This is a genomic window from Rhodanobacter sp. FW104-R8 (assembly GCF_001617365.1).
In the GTDB taxonomy this organism is placed as follows: domain Bacteria; phylum Pseudomonadota; class Gammaproteobacteria; order Xanthomonadales; family Rhodanobacteraceae; genus Rhodanobacter.
The window spans coordinates 107,019-124,354 of record NZ_LVJR01000026.1; the positions used below are offsets into that span (position 1 = coordinate 107,019).

Below are 17,336 nucleotides of genomic sequence, written 5' to 3' on the forward strand. Positions count from 1 at the left end.
GGGAATCGGCGGAGCAGGCGGCGATTATACGTGGTCGTCCGGTCATGCCTGCCGCGCCGGCGGCAGACGCAGCGTTTCCAGCGCGCCCAGCAGCCGGTCGACGTGGGTCTCCTCGTGCGCCGCCGACAGCGTGATGCGCAGCCGCGCCTGGCCGGCGGGCACGGTCGGTGGGCGGATCGCGGTCACCAGCAGGCCTTGCCGTTCCAGTGCCTGCGTGGCCTCCAGCGCGGCGTCGGCGCTGCCCAGCAGCAGCGGCTGGATCGCGCTGGGCGAGGCCGCCAGCGGCAGGCCGAGTTCGCCGGCGCCGCGGCGGAAGCGCCCGATCAGCACGGCGAGCTTCTCGCGCCGCCACGCTTCGGACTGCGCCAGCTGCACCGCTTCGAGCGCGGCGGCGGCCAGCGCCGGCGGCATCGCGGTGGTGTAGGTGTACGGGCGCGCGAACTGCACCAGGCCCTCGACCAGCGCCGCCGGGCCGGCCACGAACGCGCCGCTGCAGCCGAGCGCCTTGCCCAGCGTGGCCATCAGCAGCGGCACCTCGTGCTGGCCCAGGTTCGCCGCGTCGAGGCTGCCGGCGCCGTGCCCGCCGAGCACGCCGAGCCCGTGCGCGTCGTCGACCATCAAGGTGGCGCGCTCGCGCGCGCACAGCTGCGCCAGTTCGCGCAGCGGCGCGACGTCGCCGTCCATGCTGAATACGCCGTCGGTGGCCAGCAGCGCGGCCGCAGCGGGATTCGCCGCCAGCCGGCGCGCCGCCGCCGCCACGTCGGCGTGCGGATAGCGCTTCAGTTCGGCGCCGCTGAGCCTGGCGCCATCGAGCAGGCAGGCGTGGTTGAGCTTGTCCTGCACGCAGGCGTCGCCGCGCGCCAGCAGTGCCTGCAGCACGCCGAGGTTGGCCATGTAGCCGGTGGAGAACAGCAGCGCGCGCTCGCGCCCGGTCCAGGCGGCCAGCGCTTCCTCCAGCTCCGCGTGCGCGGTGCGGTGGCCGCAGATCAGGTGCGCCGAGGTGCTGCCGACGCCTTCCTCCCGCGCTGCACGGATGAGTGCGCCGACCAACTGCGGGTGCTGCGCCAGGCCGAGGTAGTCGTTGCTGCAGAACGACAGCAGGCGCTGGCTGCCGCTTTCCAGCCACGGGCCGTTGGCGTGGTCGATCGTGCGCAGCCGGCGCAACAGGTTGGCGTGGGAACGTTCAGCCGTCTGGACGGCCATGCGTTCGAGCAGGTCAGGCCGCGGCACTGCAGCCGCAGCCCTGCCCGCAGCCGGCAGCGTCGTTTTCGAGAAGGTCGGCGTGCACCGTGCCCGCTGGCGCGACCACCTCCATGGAATGCAGGTCGAGCCGGCGGAACAGCGCGCGGTCCGCCTCCACGTCCGGGTTGCCGGTGGTGAGCAGCTTTTCGCCGTAGAAGATCGAGCCGGCGCCGGCGAAGAAGCACAGCGCCTGCACGGCGTCGTCCATCTGCTGGCGGCCGGCGGACAGCCGCACGACCGACCGCGGCATCAGGATCCGCGCCACCGCGATCGCGCGCACGAATTCGAACGGGTCGAGCGGCTCGGCATCGGCCAGCGGCGTGCCGGGCACCGGCACCAGCTGGTTGATCGGCACCGAATGCGGGTGCTCGGGCAGGTTGGCCAGCGCCTGCAGCAGGCCGGCGCGCTGTTCGCGCGTCTCGCCCATGCCGACGATGCCGCCGCAGCAGGTCTTCAGGCCGGCGTCGCGCACCTGTTCCAGCGTTTCCAGACGGTCCTGGTAGTCGCGGGTGTGGATGATCTCGCCGTAGAACTCCGGCGCGGTGTCGATGTTGTGGTTGTAGTAGTCGAGGCCGGCGTCCTTCAGCGCCTGTGCGTGGCCGTCGCCGAGCAGGCCCAGGGTGGCGCAGGTCTCCAGGCCCAGATCCTTCACCGCGCGCACGATCGCTGCCACCTTGGGAATATCGCGGTCCTTCGGGCCGCGCCATGCCGCACCCATGCAGAAACGGCTGGCGCCGGCGGCTTTCGCGGCGCGGGCGCGTTCCAGCACATCGTCAGCATCCATCAGTTTCTGCGCGGCGACGCCGGTGTCGTAGCGCGCCGCCTGCGGGCAGTAGGCGCAGTCCTCGGGGCAGCCGCCGGTCTTGATCGACAGCAGGGTCGATACCTGCACCGCGTTCGGGTCGTGGTGTTCGCGGTGCACCGTGTGCGCGCGATGCAGCAGCTCGTTGAACGGCAGCGCGAACAGCGCAGCCACCTCGGCGCGGCTCCAGTCGTGGCGGATGGCAGTGTCGGCCATGGAACGGGTACTCCCTGCAGGAAGCGCGAAAGTGTGGAAGCCGTTCCGGGGCGTGTCAACTGAATACTTGTGCGAATGGTTGACGGCACACGGGTGCATCCCTGCCGCTACCATCGCCGCTCGAACCACCACACCACCCGAGGGAGTCGGCCAGATGAGCGAAGGACAGGGCAGTACCGGCAACGTGATCGCGGCGATCTGCAGTTTCTTCATCCCGGGGCTGGGCCAGCTGGTGCAGGGGCGGTTGCTGATGGCGGTCGTCATGTTCGTGCTGGCCGCGGCGCTGTGGATCGTCCTGCTCGGCTGGCTGATCCATCTGTGGTCGATCCTCGACGCGGCGCTGTACAAGCCGGGCCGTTGAGCCGGAGCCCGGCATGGATGCACTGGTGACAGCCTGGCGGCGCCTGCAGCGCTTCGTGCTGCCGCCGCGCTGCCTGCTGTGCGGCGGCCATCATGGCGACGGCATCGACCTGTGCGCCGCCTGCGCGAACGAATTGCCGCGCAACCGCAGCTGTTGCGCGCGCTGCGCCCTGCCGCTGGCCACGCCGGCAGCATGGTGCGGCGAGTGCCAGCGCCGCGCGCCGCCGTGGGATGCGGCATGGGCGCCGTTCCGCTACGGCTGGCCGCTGGACCGGCTGGAATCGCGCTACAAGTTCCAGGCCGACCTGGCTGCCGGCCGCGTCCTGGCGCAGCTGTGGCTGGGGGAACGGCTGCCGCTCAAGCCACCGCAGCTGCTGCTGGCCGTGCCGCTGCATCGCAGCCGCCTGCGCCGCCGCGGCTACAACCAGGCGCTGGAACTGGCCCGGCCACTGGCGCGCGCGCTCGGCGTGCCGGTACATCCGGACGCGCTGCAGCGCCATCGAGCCACCGGCGCGCAGACCGAACTCGACGCGATCGGTCGCCGCCGCAACGTGCACGGCGCGTTCGCCCTGCGCCAGGACGTGGTGCTGCCCGCGCACGTGGCGATCCTCGACGACGTGATGACCACCGGCGCCACCCTCGCCGAATGCACCCGCGTGCTGCGCCGCGCCGGCGTGCAGCGGGTGGATGTGTGGGCGCTGGCGCGGGCGCCGTCGCCGCGGGTCAGCGGCGCGCAGGGTTGAGATAGACCGGGTTGCCGATCAGCAGGGGTTTGCCGGCGTCGTCGCGGACCTCCGCGCGCAGCCAGTGCGCGCGGCCGTCGCTGGTCCAGTCGAAGCCGATGCGCTGGTCGGCATCGCCGATGGCGGCATCGACGGCCGGGGCGAACGGCTTGCCGTCGAGCAGCACGGCAAGCCTTTTCCCGGATACCTGGACGACATGCACTTCGAAGTGGACCTGCGCGCCCGCGTCGGCGCGCAGGGCGTCGCCCATCGTGGCGTGCTGCCCGCCGCTGCGCGCGTCGAGTTCCAGTAGCCGGTCGCGACTGCCTTCCACGTCGACGAACACGTGACCGGCGCGGATGCCGGCCAGGATCGCCGGCATCGACAGTTCCGCGGCGTGCACCACCGTGGTGGGCCGGCCGACCAGGCTGGAACCGGGTTTCGCCGCGGTCAGCGAGGAATCGTGGTTGTCGCTGCCGCCGATGCCGGTGAGCCGGTAGCCCCGGGCGAGTTGCTGTTCCCAGAACGGCACGCCGGAGAGGGGCGTGCCGGCGTCGCCGTCGTTGACGATCTCGATCGCCTGCACCTGCGCCATGTCGACCGGCGGCACGGCGGTCCAGCCGCAACCCATGCAGTTCTCGCCGCTGGGGCGGACCGGGTGGTTGATCGAGAGCAGGCCGTGCAGCGGCGCGATCCGCTGCAGCAGGGTGTTCCAGTCCTTCACCTCGCGGCCGTCGACGCGGAAGTCCACCGGCGCGGTGCTGCCGAACAGGTTGGCGTGGCCGCTGAAGGTGGTGATCTCGCGGCCGGGGATCAGCAGCAGGCGGTCGAAGTACGGCTGCAGCTCGCGCATCGGGTTCGCCTGCGACACCGTGTTGTGGTCGGTGATCGAGATGAAATCCAGGCCCTGCCGCGCCGCCGCCTCGACGGTGAGGAACAGCGGGCAGGGCACGCGCTGGCCGGACTGGCTGGCGCAGCTGGCATCGCTGTGCGCGTCGTGCATGTGCAGGTCGCCGCGGTACCAGCGCGCGTCGCGGCGCAGCGGCGGATTCAGCACGGCCGGTTCCCACGCGGGGTCGTCCGGCCGGCCGAACCAGATGTTCGCGGTGTAGCGGGAGCGGCTGTTGCGGCGGATGTTGGGGATGCCCAGCAGCAGGCTCCAGCGGCCCGGGCGGATCGCGCCGGGCAGGTAGGAGGGCGTGGCGTCGGTGGCGGACACGGTGAACACGTGCTTCGAGCCGCCGCTCCAGCCGCGAAAGCCGTCCTGGCCGTGGAAGCCGTCCGGGCCGAGCAGGCCCAGGTCGATCGTGGTGCGCTCGTCGTCGTGGCCGCTGTAGTCGAACTGCACGGTGATGCGGCTGGTGCCCGCGGGCACCTCGAACGGCAGCATGCGGTAGGTCTGGTTGTCCGTGCCGTCCAGTTCGCCATGCAAGGTCAGGCCGGGCTGCGCGTGCCCGGCCCGGCTGGTGGCGGCCTGCACCATGCCGAGCAACAGCATCAGGCCAGCCAGCAGCAGGCCGGCGAGAAGGTGGGTCAGGCGGTGGCGCAGGCGCGGGTTCATGGCGGATTTCCGATGGCGGCCGGTGGCGGGGGTGTGATGGCGTGCGGCCGTGGCCGGTGGCGGGTCGGCGGGCGGCCGTCGGGCGCGGGCGACACTCCGGCAGCGGCCGGGCGGCAAGCCGCCCGGCCGCGCGGGGTCAGAAGCGGTACATCACCGCGGCACGGTACGAACGGCCCAGCACCGGCCGCGCGATGAACGTGTTCGCCCCGGCGTCCGCGCTCTGCAGCTCGCCGGCACGCGGGTTGCCCTCGGTCAGGCCCAGCGAGTTGGTGAGGTTGTCGGCGTACAGGTACACGGAAAACGCGGGCGACACGTCGTAGCGCGCACTGGCGCCGAGCACGTCGTACGACGGCAGCCGCACCGAGTTGGCGGTGTCGACGAAGCGCTGGCCTTCATGTTCGTAGGACAGCTGCAGCCGCAGTTGCCCGTCGAGCAGGTTCACCCCGGGCACCACGCGGTAGCTCAGCTTCGGCACGCGGATCAGCTGGTTGCCGGTGTAGTTGCGCAGGACCGGGCCGGTGCTGCCCTTGTCGGTGTAGCGCAGCCCTTCGTACTGCGGGTCCTGCCAGGTGGCGGTGAGCTGCACGTCGAACCAGCTGGTCGGGAACCAGGTGCCTTCCAGCTCCAGGCCCTTGGTCTTGGTGCTGGCGTAACCCTGCTGCGCGACCGAGGTGTTGTTGTTCGGGTTGAACACGTAGTTGCTGAAGCCGACGTTGTCGTACTTGGTGTAGAACGCGGTGGCGTACAGGTCGACCTGGCGGTCGGAATACTTGTAGCCCACCTCGCCCAGTTTCATGGTCTGGATGATCGGCGTGGCGGTCGCGTTGGTGATGTAGCTGCTCAGGTTCGGCAGGCGGAACGCCGAGGTCCAGCGCGCGAATACGCCGGAGCGTTCGGAGAACTGCCAGTTGGCGCCCAGCGTCCAGCCCGGCTTGCTGAAGCTGTGGTCGTACGACACGGTGCGGCCGGTGCCGGTCTGGATCTGCGAGGTGGCCAGCGTGCCCAGGTTCACGGTCTGCTTCTGCTCGACCCACCCCTTGGTGTTCACGCGCTCCCAGCGCACGCCGCCGTCGATGCGCAGCGCGTCGGTCGCCTGCCACTCGTCGGACAGGTAGAGCGCATCGGTCGACGAACTGCCGCTGGCGTTTTCCCACTCGTAGCCGTAACGGTAGATGCCGTGGTCGGTGAGCGTGCCCAGCGGCTGGCCGGAGGCATCCACCGCGACCAGGTCGAGCAGGCGCGCGTTGTCGCGCACGTCGAGCAGGGCGGTGGAGGAGTAGCGGCTGAAGTCCTGGTTGAAGTGCGCGTGGTAGTAACCCAGCGTGACGTCGTGGCTCTGGCCACCGAGGTCGAACTTGCGCAGCAGCCGGGTATCGTTGATGAATTCCTGTACCGGCATGGTCACGCCGCGCAGGCCGCCGATCACCACCAGGCCGTTGCCGTTCTGGTTCTGGTTGTCGAACACCTGCGCGGGGTTGTCGACGTAGCGCAGCTGCAGGCCGGCCGCACCAGCCGGCTGGAACGGCTTCGCCCGGGTCAGGAAGGCATTCGCGCCCATCAGCGAATTCGGGAACATGCCGTTGCGCTGGGTCTTGGTATCGCTGTAGCGCATCGATTCGGCCAGCTTCCAGTCCGCGCCGAGATCGTGGTCGAACTTCAGCGTCAGCTGGTCGCGCTTCACGTGCGTGCCCACGCTGTTGTCGAAGTTGTACAGGCTGCCGTTGCCCTGCTTCATCAGCACGTGCTCGGTCTCCGGCCCGGCCAGCGTGCCGAAGTTGCCGTCGAAGCCGGGCACCGCCTTGATCTTGCCGTTCGGATAGGTACGCATCGGGATGCCCAGGTACAGCGCGACCTTGTCGTCCATGTGCTTGACGTCGACGCTGAAGCGGCCGTGTTCGAGATCCCTGGCCAGGTTCAGGCGGATCTGGCCGCCGTCGTTGGCGCGGAAGCCCGGGTCGCGGATGCCGTCGTCGACGCGGTAGAAGCCGCCCACGCCGAGCTTCCAGCCGTTGCCGACCGGCGTGCCGTACCAGAAGTCGGCGCGGTTCAGCCCGTAGTCGCCCACGGTGTACTTGACCAGGCCGTCCGGCGTGTCGCCGACCCGGCGCGGGATGAAGTTGATCGCGCCGGCCGGCGCGTTCGAATAGAACACCGACGACGGGCCGCCGCGCACCACCTCGATCCGCTCGATCGTCTCGTCCAGGCGGAACGCCTGGTCGGCGTTGAGGTAGCCGAGCGCCGGGTCATGCTGCACCGGGATGCCGTCCTCCAGCAGGTTGACCGAGCCGAAGCCGTCGACCGGAATGCCGCGTGCGCGGATGTTGCCGCTGGCCTCGCCGCCGGAGGCCTCGACCCAGAAGCCGGGCACCGATTTCATCGCCTCGGTGACCGAAGTCGGCGCCTGCATGCGCAGGCGATCCTCGTCGATGGTGGTGATCGAATAGCTGGTCTCGGCCTTGGTCCGCGTCGCCACGCCGGAACGCGCGGTGACCACCACGCTGTCGAGGTTCCTGGCCTTGTCGGTGCTTGCCGTGGCGGTGTCCGGCGGGGTGGCGGTGCTGTCCTGTGCCTGGGCGGAAAGGGCGACGCCGAGCGCCAGGCTGCCAAGCAGGGCGATGCCGATGGATCGGCTGATGAGGGAAATACGCAAGTTGAATGCTCCGGGGAGGATGGGAAATCGCGGAGCCGTGCGGGGAATGCGTGCGAAACGACGGCGAGGCCTTCCCGCCGCGGTGGCGCGGCATCGCCGGTAGCTGTCTCGTGCAGAAGCGTCCTTGCCTATGGATGCGCTGCTTCCATCACAGGCTCTGATGGGCGTGCAGCCTAGGGACGGCCTGTGACAGTTAGGTGCCTGGTGGCATGACAGGGCTGAAATTTAGACGTCCAAATGGCGCATTCCGGCACGCCGGCGTCATGCAGAGCCGGCGGCACGTGCCGGTCAGCGCAACGCCAGCGCCAGCGCGATGCCGATCCAGATCGCCAGTCCCAGCCAGTTGTTGTGGCGAAACGCGGCGAGGCAGGCGTCGCGGGCGCGCCCGCGGATCAGCCACAGCTGGTAGCCGAACAGGCCGGCGGCGGCCAGCAGCGCCAGCCAGTACGGCCAGCCCAGCGCGGCGCGCTGGCCGACGAACAGCATCGCCAGCAGGAAGGTGCCCATCAGCATGCCGAGGATCGGCAGGTCGGCGTCGCCGAACAGGATCGCGGTGGATTTCGCGCCGGCCTTGAGGTCGTCGTCGCGGTCGACCATCGCGTACTCGGTATCGTAGACCACCGACCACAGGATATTGCCGATGAACAGCAGCCAGCCCAGCGGCGGTACCGTGTTCGTCGCCGCGGCGAATGCCATCGGGACCGACCAGCCGAACGCGGCGCCAAGCACCACCTGCGGCAGGTAGGTCCAGCGTTTGGTGAACGGGTAGATCGCTGCCAGCGCGGCGCCGGCGAACGACAGCTGCAGGGTCAGCTTGTTGGTGAACAGCACCAGCACGAACGCGAACGCGAGCAGCGCGGCGAACACGAGCAGCGCCTCGCGCGGCGTCACCCGCCCGCTGGCGAGCGGGCGGCCGGCGGTGCGCGCCACCTGCGGGTCGAGCTTGCGGTCGGCGTAGTCGTTGATCGCGCAGCCGGCCGCGCGCATCGCGAACACGCCGAGGGTGAAGATGAGCAGCAGCTTCCATGACGGGAAATCGGCGGCGGCCAGCCACAGCGCCCACCAGGTCGGCCACAGCAGCAGCAGCGCGCCGATCGGGCGGTCCATCCGGGTCAGCACCAGGTAATCCAGCGCCTTCTCGCGCTGGCCCGCGGGCAGCTTCTGCAGCAGCCAGCCCAGCACCCGCGTGGCGCGGGTCGAGCTGTCGGCCGGGCGCGCCGGCCGGGCGGCGGGTCGTGGCCGGGCGGCGGGTGAAGGCGCGGCACTGCGCCGCTGGTGTTTGCGGGAAGAGGGAGCCATCCGCCGAGTTTAGCGTGCCGGCCATGGCCGGATGGCGTCACCGGTCACTTCATGCAGACGGGGCCAGCGGCATCCGCTCCGCGCTCCGGCGATCGCGGCACCGCTCGTGGCGCTCATTCGCGCAGCAGCAAGCGATAGGCCGGGTGCGCGCTCTCATCCACATGCGGATAGCCGAGCGTGGCGAGGAAGCGCCGAAACAGCGGTTGCTCGGCCGCCGGTACCTGGATGCCGACCAGGATGCGGCCGTGGTCGGCGCCGTGGTTGCGGTAATGGAACAGGCTGATGTTCCAGTCCGGATGCAGCTGGCCGAGGAAGTCGGTCAGCGCGCCGGGGCGCTCGGGGAATTCGAAGCGGTACAGCCGTTCGTCCTGCGCCAGCGGCGAACGGCCGCCGATCATGTGTCGCAGGTGCAGCTTGGCCAGCTCGTCGTCGGTGAGGTCGAGCACGTCGAACGCCTGCGCGCGGAACGCCGCGGCCAGTGCCTCGCGCTCCTCGCGGCTGGCGATCCGCACGCCCACGAAGATGTGCGCGGAGCGGGCGTCGCCGATGCGGTAGTTGAACTCGGTGATGTCGTGCCGGCCCAGCGCGGCGCAGAAGCGGCGGAAGCTGCCGCGTTCCTCCGGGATGGTCACCGCGAACACCGCCTCGCGCTGCTCGCCCACCTCGGCGCGCTCGGCGACGAAGCGCAGCCGGTCGAAATTCATGTTGGCGCCGGAGACGATCGCCACCAGCGCGCCCGTGCCGCCGCCGTGCGCGGCCACGTACTGCTTCAGGCCGGCCAGCGCCAGCGCGCCGGAGGGTTCCGCCACGCTGCGGGTGTCCTGGTAGATGTCGCGGATCGCCGCGCAGATCGCATCGGCGTCCACCCGCAGCATCGCGTCCGCGTGCTGCCGGCACAGCGCGAAGGTCAGCGCGCCGACCTGCTTCACCGCGGTGCCGTCGGCGAACAGGCCGACCTCGGGAAGCTGCACGCGCTCGCCGGTTTCCAGCGAGCGCGCCATCGCGTCCGAATCCGCCGCCTGCACGCCGATCACCTGCACCTCGGGGCGCAGCGCCTTGATGCATGCGGCTACGCCGGCGAGCAGGCCGCCGCCGCCGACCGGCACGAACACCGCCTCGAGCGGGCCCGTATGCTGGCGCAGGATCTCCAGCGCGACCGTGCCCTGGCCGGCGATCACCGCCGGGTCGTCGAACGGATGCACGAACACCGCGCCGCGCTGGGCCTGCAGCCGCGCGGCCGCGGCCTGCGCGTCGCTGTAGGAATCGCCGGCCAGCACGACGTCCACCATCGCCCCGCCGAAGCGCCGCACCGCGTCCACCTTCACCTGCGGCGCGGTGACCGGCATCACGATGGTGGCGCGGATGCCCAGTTTCGCCGCGGCCAGCGCCACGCCCTGGGCATGGTTGCCGGCGGAGGCGGCGACCACGCCGCGCGCGCGCTGCGCCGCGTCCAACTGCACCATGCGGTTGTACGCGCCGCGCAGCTTGAACGAGAACACCGGTTGCTGGTCCTCGCGCTTCAGCAGTACCGGCCGACCCAGCCGCTCGCCGAGCAGCGGCGCCGGTTCCAGCGCCGATACGTGCGCCACCTCGTAGACGCGCGCGGCGCGGATCTGCGCCAGCAGTCCGCCGCGGTCGTTGTCGGCGAGCGGTGCGACGGCGTTCATGCCGCGAGTGCGGCGGCCGGGTGCGCCACCTGCAGCACGTCGACCAGCTTGCGCGTCTGCTGCAGGATCTGGCCGAGCGCCGCTTCGTCGCACTGCAGGCTCAGGGTGAGCCGCGAGACGGCCGGGTCGTGCGTGGCCGCCACGGTCAGCGTGTCGATGTTGTAGCCGCGCGCGGCAAACAGCCCGGCCACGCGCACCAGCGCGCCGGCTTCGTTCTGCAGCAGGATGGACAGGGTGTGGTTCATGGCGGGGCTCCGGTAGCGAGTCGCTCTCCCTTCGGGAGAAGGGAAAGGTCAAAAGCTCAGAACATGTGGGAAGGCGAGTCCCCGGGCGCGGCCGGTGCCGCGCGCGAGGGGATGAAATCGCCGGTGATCATCTGCGCGTAGCTGGCGCCGGGGCCGACCATCGGGTACACGCCGGCGTCCGGGTCGATCATCACTTCCAGGAAGGCCGGGCCGGGGTAGGCGAGGAAGGCGGCGACGGTCGCCTCCAGTTCCTCGTTGCGTTCCAGCCGCTGCGCCCAGGCGAAGCCGTCGGCCTGCGCGGCGCGCACGAAGTCCTTGCGGTGCAGGCTTTTGTCCGATGCCGCGAAACGGCCCTTGAAGTACAGCTTCTGCCACTGCCGCACCATGCCGTCGCCGACGTTGTTCAGCACCACCACCTTGACCGGCAGCTCGTAGGTGGTGACGGTTTCCAGCTCGCCGAGGTTCATGCGGATGCTGGCGTCGCCGTCGATGTCGATGACCAGCTTGTCGCGGTGTGCGAACTGCGCGCCGATCGCCGCGGGCAGGCCGAAGCCCATCGTGCCCATCGAGCCGGAGGTGAGCCAGTGCCGCGGCGCGCGGAAATCGAAGTACTGCGCCGCCCACATCTGGTGCTGGCCGACGCCGGTGCTGACGATGGCGTTGCCGCGCGTGTGGCGGTTGATCGCCTCGATCACCGCGTACGGCTGGATCAGCGCGCTGGCGCGGTCGTAGTTCATTGCGTGCACGCGCTTCAGCTTCGCCACGTGCGCATGCCAGGCGGCGAGCCGCGGCTGGTGGCCGTGCGCGCGGCCCCAGGCGGTGAGCCGTTCCAATGCGCGCACCAGCGGTCCCACGTGGTGCCAGTCGACCGCCTTCACCTTGCCGATCTCGGCCGGGTCGATGTCGACCTGGGCGATGAACTTCGCCCGCGGCGCGAACCGGTCCGGCACGCCGGCCACGCGGTCGTCGAAGCGTGCGCCCAGCGCCAGCACGAAGTCGCAATCGTCGACGGCGTAGTTCGCGTAGGCGGTGCCGTGCATGCCGAGCAGGTGCAGCGCCAGCGGGTCGGTGCTGTCGAAGCCGCCCAGGCCCATCAGGGTGGTGGTGACCGGCAGCCCGAACGCGTCGACGAACGCGCGCAGCGCGGCGGAGGCCCCCGCCGCGATCACGCCGCCGCCGGCGTAGATCAGCGGGCGCTCGGCCCGCATCAGCGCGGCGAAGAAGGCGGCACAGTCGGCATCGCCGAGCGCCGACTGCTCCACCGCGCGCAGCCGCGCACGGTAGCCGGCCAGCAGCAGTTCGCCGCTGCCGTGCCAGGCGAGCGTGGCGTTCTGCACGTCCTTCGGCACGTCCACCACCACCGGACCGGGGCGGCCGCTGCGGGCCAGGGTGAACGCGGTGCGCACGGTCGCTTCCAGCTGGCTGGCGTCGGTGACCAGGAACACGTGCTTGGCGCAGGCGCCCATGATGTTGCTGACCGGCGCCTCCTGGAACGCGTCGCTGCCGATCGCCGCGGTGCCCACCTGGCCGCAGATCACCACCAGCGGGATCGAGTCGGCCATCGAGTCGCGCACCGGCGTGACCATGTTGGTGGCGCCGGGGCCGGAGGTGACGATGGCCACGCCGACCTTGCCGGAGGCGCGCGCGTAGCCGGCCGCCATGAAGCCGGCGCCCTGCTCGTTGGCCGGCACCACCAGCGGCATCGCCTCGCCACCATCGGCGCGCGGGTGTTCGGCGTTGTGGCGGAACACCGCGTCGTACACCGGCAGGATCGCGCCGCCGGAATAGCCGAACAGCACGCCCACGCCTTCGTCGGCGAGTACCTGCACGATCACTTCGGCGCCGCTCATGCTCTGACCGGCCAGCGGATGCCGGTCGGTGGTGGTCTCGGCTTTCAGTGCTTGTGCATTCACAAAGAAAATCCCCACAAGTTCGGTGTCGTGCTCCCTCCCCTACGCAGCAGGGGAGGGTTGAGGATGGGTTGCTCTTGCCCGTAAAAAGTCAAAAGCGTCACCCCCTCCCAACCTCCCCCTGCATTGCAGGGGGAGGAGACAGGGAGCGTCAGCCGGCCTTCTTCAACGGCGCGGCAGCGGGCTTCGGTGCCGTCGGCTGCAACCACGGCATCCGCGCGCGCAGCGCGGCACCGACCCGCTCGATCGGGTGCTCGAGGTCGGCCTGCTTCAGGCGCTTGTAGTTCGGCAGGCCGGCCTGGTACTCGGCGATCCAGTTGCGCGCGAAGGTGCCGTCCTGGATGTCGGTGAGCACCTCCTTCATGCGCGCCTTGGTGCCGGCGTCGACCACTCGCGGGCCGCTGACGTAGTCGCCGTACTGCGCGGTCTCGGAGACGAACTGCAGCATCTTCGCCAGGCCGCCCTCGTAGAACAGGTCGACGATCAGCTTCAGCTCGTGCATCACCTCGTAGTAGGCGATCTCCGGCTGGTAGCCGGCCTCGACCAGGGTCTCGAAGCCCTTCAGCACCAGCTCGCTGGCGCCGCCGCACAGCACGGCCTGCTCGCCGAACAGGTCGGTCTCGGTCTCTTCCTTGAAGTCGGTCTGGATGATCATCGCGCGGCCGCCGCCAATGCCGTCGGCGTAGCCCTTGGTCTTCGCCTCGGCGTGGCCGCTGACGTCCTGATGCACCGCCCAGATGCACGGCACGCCGCGGCCGCGCTCGTACTCGCTGCGCACCAGCGCGCCGGGGCCCTTCGGCGCGACCAGGATCACGTCGATGTCGGCGCGCGGCTTGATCTGGCCGAAGTGCACGTTGAAGCCGTGCGCGAACAGCAGCGCGGCGCCGGGCTTGATGTTCGGCTCGATCGCTTCCTTGTACAGGGTGGGCTGCACCATGTCCGGGGTCAGCACGGCGACCAGGTCGGCGCCCTTCACCGCTTCGGCCGGCTCGGCGACCTTGAAGCCGTCGGCCACCGCCTTGTGCCAGGTCGGGCCGTTCGGGCGCAGGCCGACCACCACGTCGAGGCCGGAGTCGCGCAGGTTGAGCGCGTGCGCGCGGCCCTGGCTGCCGTAGCCGAGTACGGCGATGCGGGAGGTGGCAAGGGGGTTGGTGGCGTTGCTCATGCGGTGGCTCCTTCGATGGTGGTGGCGCGATGGCGGATCGGAGTGGATGTGGCGGTTTGCGGATGGGTGGTGGCGCCGTCGGAGGCGGAGCCGACCAGCAGCGCGTACTTGGCGAGCGCGCCGCGGCTGACCTTCGGTGCCGGCGGTTGCCAGCCGGCGCGACGACCGGCGAGGTCGGCGTCGGTGGCGATCTCGCGCGTGTCGGCATCGATGCGGATGCGGTCGCCCTCGTGCAGCAGCGCGATCGGCCCGCCGCGCGCGGCTTCCGGCGCGATGTGGCCGACCATGAAGCCGTGGGTGGCGCCGGAGAAGCGGCCATCGGTGATCAGCGCCACGTCGTCGCCGAGGCCGCGGCCGATCAGCGCGGCGGTGACGCCGAGCATCTCGCGCATGCCGGGGCCGCCGGCGGGGCCTTCGTTGCGGATCACGATGACGTCGCCCTTGCCGATGTCGCCGGCCTGCACCGCAGCGAACGCCTGCTCCTCGCCCTCGAACACGCGGGCGCGGCCTTCGAAGTGGCTGGCGCCCTTGCCGGCGAGCTTGAGGATGCAGCCTTCCGGCGCGAGGTTGCCGTACAGGATCGAGTAGCCGCCGCGCGGCTTCAGCGGATGCGTGACCGGATGCACCACGTCCTGCGCTTCCGCGCGTGGCGCCGCGGCGACCTCCTCGAACAGCGTGCGGCCGGTGACGGTGGGCGCGTCTTCCAGCATGCCGGCGGCGATCAGTTCCTGCGCCACCCGCGCGCTGCCGCCGGCGCCGAACAGCTCGACCGCGGTGTAGCGGCCGCCGGGCAGCAGGTCGGCGATCACCGGGGTGTGTTCCGAGGCCGGCTGGAAATCCTCCAGCGTCCATTCGACGCCGGCTTCGCGGGCGATCGCCAGCAGGTGCAGCACCGCGTTGGTGGAGCCGGCGGTGGCGGCGACCATGCGCGCGGCATTGCGCATCGACGTGCGCGTGATCAGCTCGCGTGGCGTGCGGTTCTCGCGCAGGCATTCCATCACCAGTTCGCCGCAGCGGAACGCGGCGGCACCCTTGGCCGGGTGGGTCGCGGGGATGTCGTTGTAGCCCAGCGGCGACAGCCCCAGCGTGGAGAGCACCATCGCCATCGTGTTGGCGGTGAACTGGCCGCCGCAGGCGCCGGCGCCGGGACAGGCATCGCGTTCGACCGAGGTCAGTTCCTCGTCGCTGATCCTGCCCGCGCCGTGCGCGCCGACCGCCTCAAATACCTGCTGGATGGTGATCGGATGGTTGTCGTGGGTGCCGTGCGCGATGGTGCCGCCGTACAGCGCCACGCCGGGGATGTCCAGCCGCGCTAGCGCCATCGCGGCGGCCGGGATGGTCTTGTCGCAGCCGCACAGCACCACCATCGCGTCGAGGCAGTGGCCGTCCACCGCCAGCTCGATCGAGTCGGCGATCACCTCGCGGCTGATCAGCGACGAGCGCATGCCGGGCGTGCCCATCGCGATGCCGTCGGTGACCGCGATGGTGTTGAACTCGACCGGCGTGCCGCCCGCGGCGCGGATGCCGGCCGCCGCCTCGGCCGCCAGCTCGCGCAGGTTGAGGTTGCACGGGCTCACGTTCGACCAGGTGTGCACCACCGCCACCAGCGGCCTGGCGATGGCCGCGTCGTCGAGGCCGGTGGCGCGCAGCATCGCGCGGGCGGGGGCGCGGTCGGGGCCGCTCTTGATCAGGTCACTGCGCATCAAAGAATCTCCGAAGGACGAAATCCCGGCGAGGGGCGGGTGCCCGCGACCGAACCGGTCGAGGCGCGCCGGGAGCGAGGGATCGGCCCGAGGCCGCCCCGACTGCGCCGGTTGAAGAGAAGCGCCCCCTGCGCGCGAGGGAGGTCGACGGGACGGCCAGGGAGTCGGCGCCATCGCGGCGTGCAGGGACCATCCGCGTCGCATGCGCGCAGGGGGCAGCAGAAAACGCGGACACATCCGTGTGGCCGCCTGGGAAACCGGGTGATGGCATCAGCCGCATGCGCGCGCTCCGCAGAAGAACGCGGCGGCGGTGTCGGCGTGGGCGCCGACCGCATCGAGCACCGCGTCGCGCACCTCGTCGGTGCCGGCCTGGCCGCCGATGTCGCGGCTGTGCGGGCCGTAGCGCAATACTTGTTCCACCGCCGATTCCACCGCGGTCGCTTCGGCCTCCAGGCCCAGCGAATGGCGCAGTAGCAGCGCGGCGGAAAGGATCGCGCCGATCGGGTTGGCCACACCCTGGCCGGCGATGTCCGGCGCCGAGCCGTGGATCGGCTCGTATAGCCCCATCGAGCCTGTCCTGAGCGTAGGCGAAGCCGAAGGGCCCAGCGAGGCCGACGGCAGCAGGCCCAGCGAACCGGCCAGCGCGGCGGCCTCGTCGGTGAGGATGTCGCCGAACAGGTTCTCGGTGACCACCACGTCGTAGCTGTTCGGCCGGGTCAGCAGCAGCATCGCCATCGAGTCGACCAGCTGGTGCTCGACCTTCACGTCGGGATAGTCGGCGGCGATGCGCTGCACCGTGCTGCGCCACAGCCGCGAGGTTTCCAGCACGTTCGCCTTGTCGACCGAAGTGACGTGGCGGCGGCGGTCGCGCGCCAGCTCGAACGCGCGGCGCACCACGCGCTCGATCTCGGCCACGGTGTACCTGCACTCGTCGGTGGCGGCGTCGGCGCTGCGCGTCTTCGCGCCGAAGTAGGTGCCGCCGGTGAGCTCGCGCACGAACAGCACGTCGACGTTGCGCAGCCGCTCGTTCTTCAGCGGCGACAGGCCGGCCAGCGCCGGATGCACCTGCAACGGGCGCAGGTTGGCGTACACGCCCAGCGCGGCGCGCAACGCCAGCAGCCCCTGCTCGGGCCGCACCGGCGCGTTCGGGTCGGACCACTTCGGGCCGCCCACGGCGCCCAGCAGCACGGCGTCGGCAGCCTGGCAGGCGGCCAGCGAGGCGGCCGGCAGCGGCTCGCCGCAGGCATCGATCGCGGCGCCGCCGATCAGCTGTTCATCGAACGTGAACGCGTGCTCGTAGCGCGCGGCTACGGTATTCAACACGGCCACCGCGGCGGCGGTGACCTCGGGGCCGACGCCATCGCCGGGCAGGGTAACGATGCGAGCTTTCATGCGTTTACTCCGTTTGATCGAAGCCGGTCTTGTTGAAGAGTGCGGCCATGGATGGCCGCTTCTTGACGTTCGCGTTCACGGACGAACGCATCAATTTGATCGGCGTGCTGCAGCAGGTAGCCGAGCTGGTCGACGCCGTGCAGCAGGCAGTGCCGCGCAAACGGTTCCAGGGCGAACGGGATGCGGCCGCCGTCGGGCAATTCGATGAACTGGCCGCGCACGTCGATCGCCAGCTCGATGCCGGGGTGCTTGAGCAGCCAGCGGTGTTCCAGCTCCTCGAGCTGGATCGCCAGCAGGCCGTTCTTCAGCGCGTTGCCGCGGAAGATGTCCGCGATCTCGCTGCACAGCACCGCCTGGATGCCGTAGTCCAGCAGGGCCCACGGTGCGTGCTCGCGCGAGGAG

General features: G+C 70.7%; 14 protein-coding genes. 2 read left to right on the forward strand and 12 right to left on the reverse strand.

Annotation, left to right across the window (positions count from 1 at the left end; genetic code table 11):
- Positions 1-42: 42 nt before the first annotated feature.
- A complete protein-coding gene (gene bioF / locus RHOFW104R8_RS08175; protein WP_068094430.1) occupies positions 43-1,230 on the reverse strand; it encodes an 8-amino-7-oxononanoate synthase in 1,188 nt (395 codons plus the stop codon).
- Positions 1,217-2,260 (reverse strand): biotin synthase BioB, encoded by a 1,044-nt coding sequence (gene bioB / locus RHOFW104R8_RS08180; protein ID WP_068094432.1) that lies wholly within the window; start codon positions 2,258-2,260, stop codon positions 1,217-1,219. The genes bioF and bioB overlap by 14 nt, the downstream gene beginning before the upstream one ends.
- Positions 2,261-2,414: 154 nt before the next feature.
- Between bioB and RHOFW104R8_RS08185 the strand changes: the two genes are divergently transcribed.
- Positions 2,415-2,621 (forward strand): hypothetical protein, encoded by a 207-nt coding sequence (locus RHOFW104R8_RS08185; protein ID WP_068094433.1) that lies wholly within the window; start codon positions 2,415-2,417, stop codon positions 2,619-2,621.
- Positions 2,622-2,634: 13 nt separating this feature from the next.
- Positions 2,635-3,363 carry a ComF family protein gene (locus RHOFW104R8_RS08190; protein ID WP_068094435.1) on the forward strand — a complete coding sequence of 243 codons (729 nt, stop codon included), beginning with the start codon at positions 2,635-2,637 and terminating at the stop codon, positions 3,361-3,363.
- Here the strand turns inward: RHOFW104R8_RS08190 and RHOFW104R8_RS08195 are convergent.
- From RHOFW104R8_RS08195 to RHOFW104R8_RS08240, 10 genes are all read right to left on the reverse strand, one after another.
- The gene (locus RHOFW104R8_RS08195) at positions 3,344-4,903 is read right to left on the reverse strand and encodes a CehA/McbA family metallohydrolase (RefSeq protein WP_068094438.1); all 1,560 of its coding nucleotides are present in this window, start codon (positions 4,901-4,903) and stop codon (positions 3,344-3,346) included. The two genes, RHOFW104R8_RS08190 and RHOFW104R8_RS08195, sit on opposite strands and share 20 nt — an antisense overlap.
- A 136-nt stretch (positions 4,904-5,039) precedes the next feature.
- Positions 5,040-7,553 (reverse strand): TonB-dependent siderophore receptor, encoded by a 2,514-nt coding sequence (locus tag RHOFW104R8_RS08200; protein ID WP_235604387.1) that lies wholly within the window; start codon positions 7,551-7,553, stop codon positions 5,040-5,042.
- A gap of 288 nt (positions 7,554-7,841) precedes the next feature.
- Positions 7,842-8,735, reverse strand: coding sequence for a 4-hydroxybenzoate octaprenyltransferase (ubiA, locus tag RHOFW104R8_RS08205; protein ID WP_068094441.1), 894 nt, complete (start codon positions 8,733-8,735; stop codon positions 7,842-7,844).
- A 230-nt stretch (positions 8,736-8,965) separates the two neighbouring features.
- Positions 8,966-10,519, reverse strand: coding sequence for a threonine ammonia-lyase, biosynthetic (gene ilvA, locus RHOFW104R8_RS08210; protein WP_068094445.1), 1,554 nt, complete (start codon positions 10,517-10,519; stop codon positions 8,966-8,968).
- Positions 10,516-10,764 (reverse strand): acetolactate synthase small subunit, encoded by a 249-nt coding sequence (ilvN, locus tag RHOFW104R8_RS08215; RefSeq protein WP_068094447.1) that lies wholly within the window; start codon positions 10,762-10,764, stop codon positions 10,516-10,518. The genes ilvA and ilvN overlap by 4 nt, the downstream gene beginning before the upstream one ends.
- 56 nt (positions 10,765-10,820) lie before the next feature.
- Positions 10,821-12,677 carry a biosynthetic-type acetolactate synthase large subunit gene (ilvB, locus tag RHOFW104R8_RS08220; RefSeq protein ID WP_068094451.1) on the reverse strand — a complete coding sequence of 619 codons (1,857 nt, stop codon included), beginning with the start codon at positions 12,675-12,677 and terminating at the stop codon, positions 10,821-10,823.
- A gap of 148 nt (positions 12,678-12,825) precedes the next feature.
- On the reverse strand, positions 12,826-13,839 hold the full coding sequence (gene ilvC / locus RHOFW104R8_RS08225) for a ketol-acid reductoisomerase (RefSeq protein ID WP_068094453.1): 1,014 nt from the start codon (positions 13,837-13,839) through the stop codon (positions 12,826-12,828).
- Positions 13,836-15,542: a dihydroxy-acid dehydratase gene (gene ilvD, locus RHOFW104R8_RS08230; protein WP_068094456.1), complete on the reverse strand. Its 1,707-nt coding sequence runs from the start codon at positions 15,540-15,542 to the stop codon at positions 13,836-13,838. Before ilvD ends, ilvC begins: the two co-directional genes overlap by 4 nt.
- A 270-nt stretch (positions 15,543-15,812) precedes the next feature.
- On the reverse strand, positions 15,813-16,934 hold the full coding sequence (gene leuB, locus RHOFW104R8_RS08235; protein ID WP_068094460.1) for a 3-isopropylmalate dehydrogenase: 1,122 nt from the start codon (positions 16,932-16,934) through the stop codon (positions 15,813-15,815).
- Positions 16,931-17,336, reverse strand: a 406-nt coding sequence (locus RHOFW104R8_RS08240) for a 3-isopropylmalate dehydratase small subunit 2 (protein WP_407071434.1), incomplete at its 5' end; no start/stop codon positions are given. The genes RHOFW104R8_RS08240 and leuB, both read right to left, overlap by 4 nt.

Coding starts and splice junctions, on each gene's coding strand:
- bioB (WP_068094432.1), bottom strand. CDS start 2,260: ATGGCCGACACTGCCATCCGCCACGACTGGAGCCGCGCCGAGGTGGCT.
- RHOFW104R8_RS08185 (WP_068094433.1), top strand. CDS start 2,415: ATGAGCGAAGGACAGGGCAGTACCGGCAACGTGATCGCGGCGATCTGC.
- RHOFW104R8_RS08190 (WP_068094435.1), top strand. CDS start 2,635: ATGGATGCACTGGTGACAGCCTGGCGGCGCCTGCAGCGCTTCGTGCTG.
- RHOFW104R8_RS08195 (WP_068094438.1), bottom strand. CDS start 4,903: ATGAACCCGCGCCTGCGCCACCGCCTGACCCACCTTCTCGCCGGCCTG.
- ilvA (WP_068094445.1), bottom strand. CDS start 10,519: ATGAACGCCGTCGCACCGCTCGCCGACAACGACCGCGGCGGACTGCTG.
- ilvN (WP_068094447.1), bottom strand. CDS start 10,764: ATGAACCACACCCTGTCCATCCTGCTGCAGAACGAAGCCGGCGCGCTG.
- ilvC (WP_068094453.1), bottom strand. CDS start 13,839: ATGAGCAACGCCACCAACCCCCTTGCCACCTCCCGCATCGCCGTACTC.
- ilvD (WP_068094456.1), bottom strand. CDS start 15,542: ATGCGCAGTGACCTGATCAAGAGCGGCCCCGACCGCGCCCCCGCCCGC.
- leuB (WP_068094460.1), bottom strand. CDS start 16,934: ATGAAAGCTCGCATCGTTACCCTGCCCGGCGATGGCGTCGGCCCCGAG.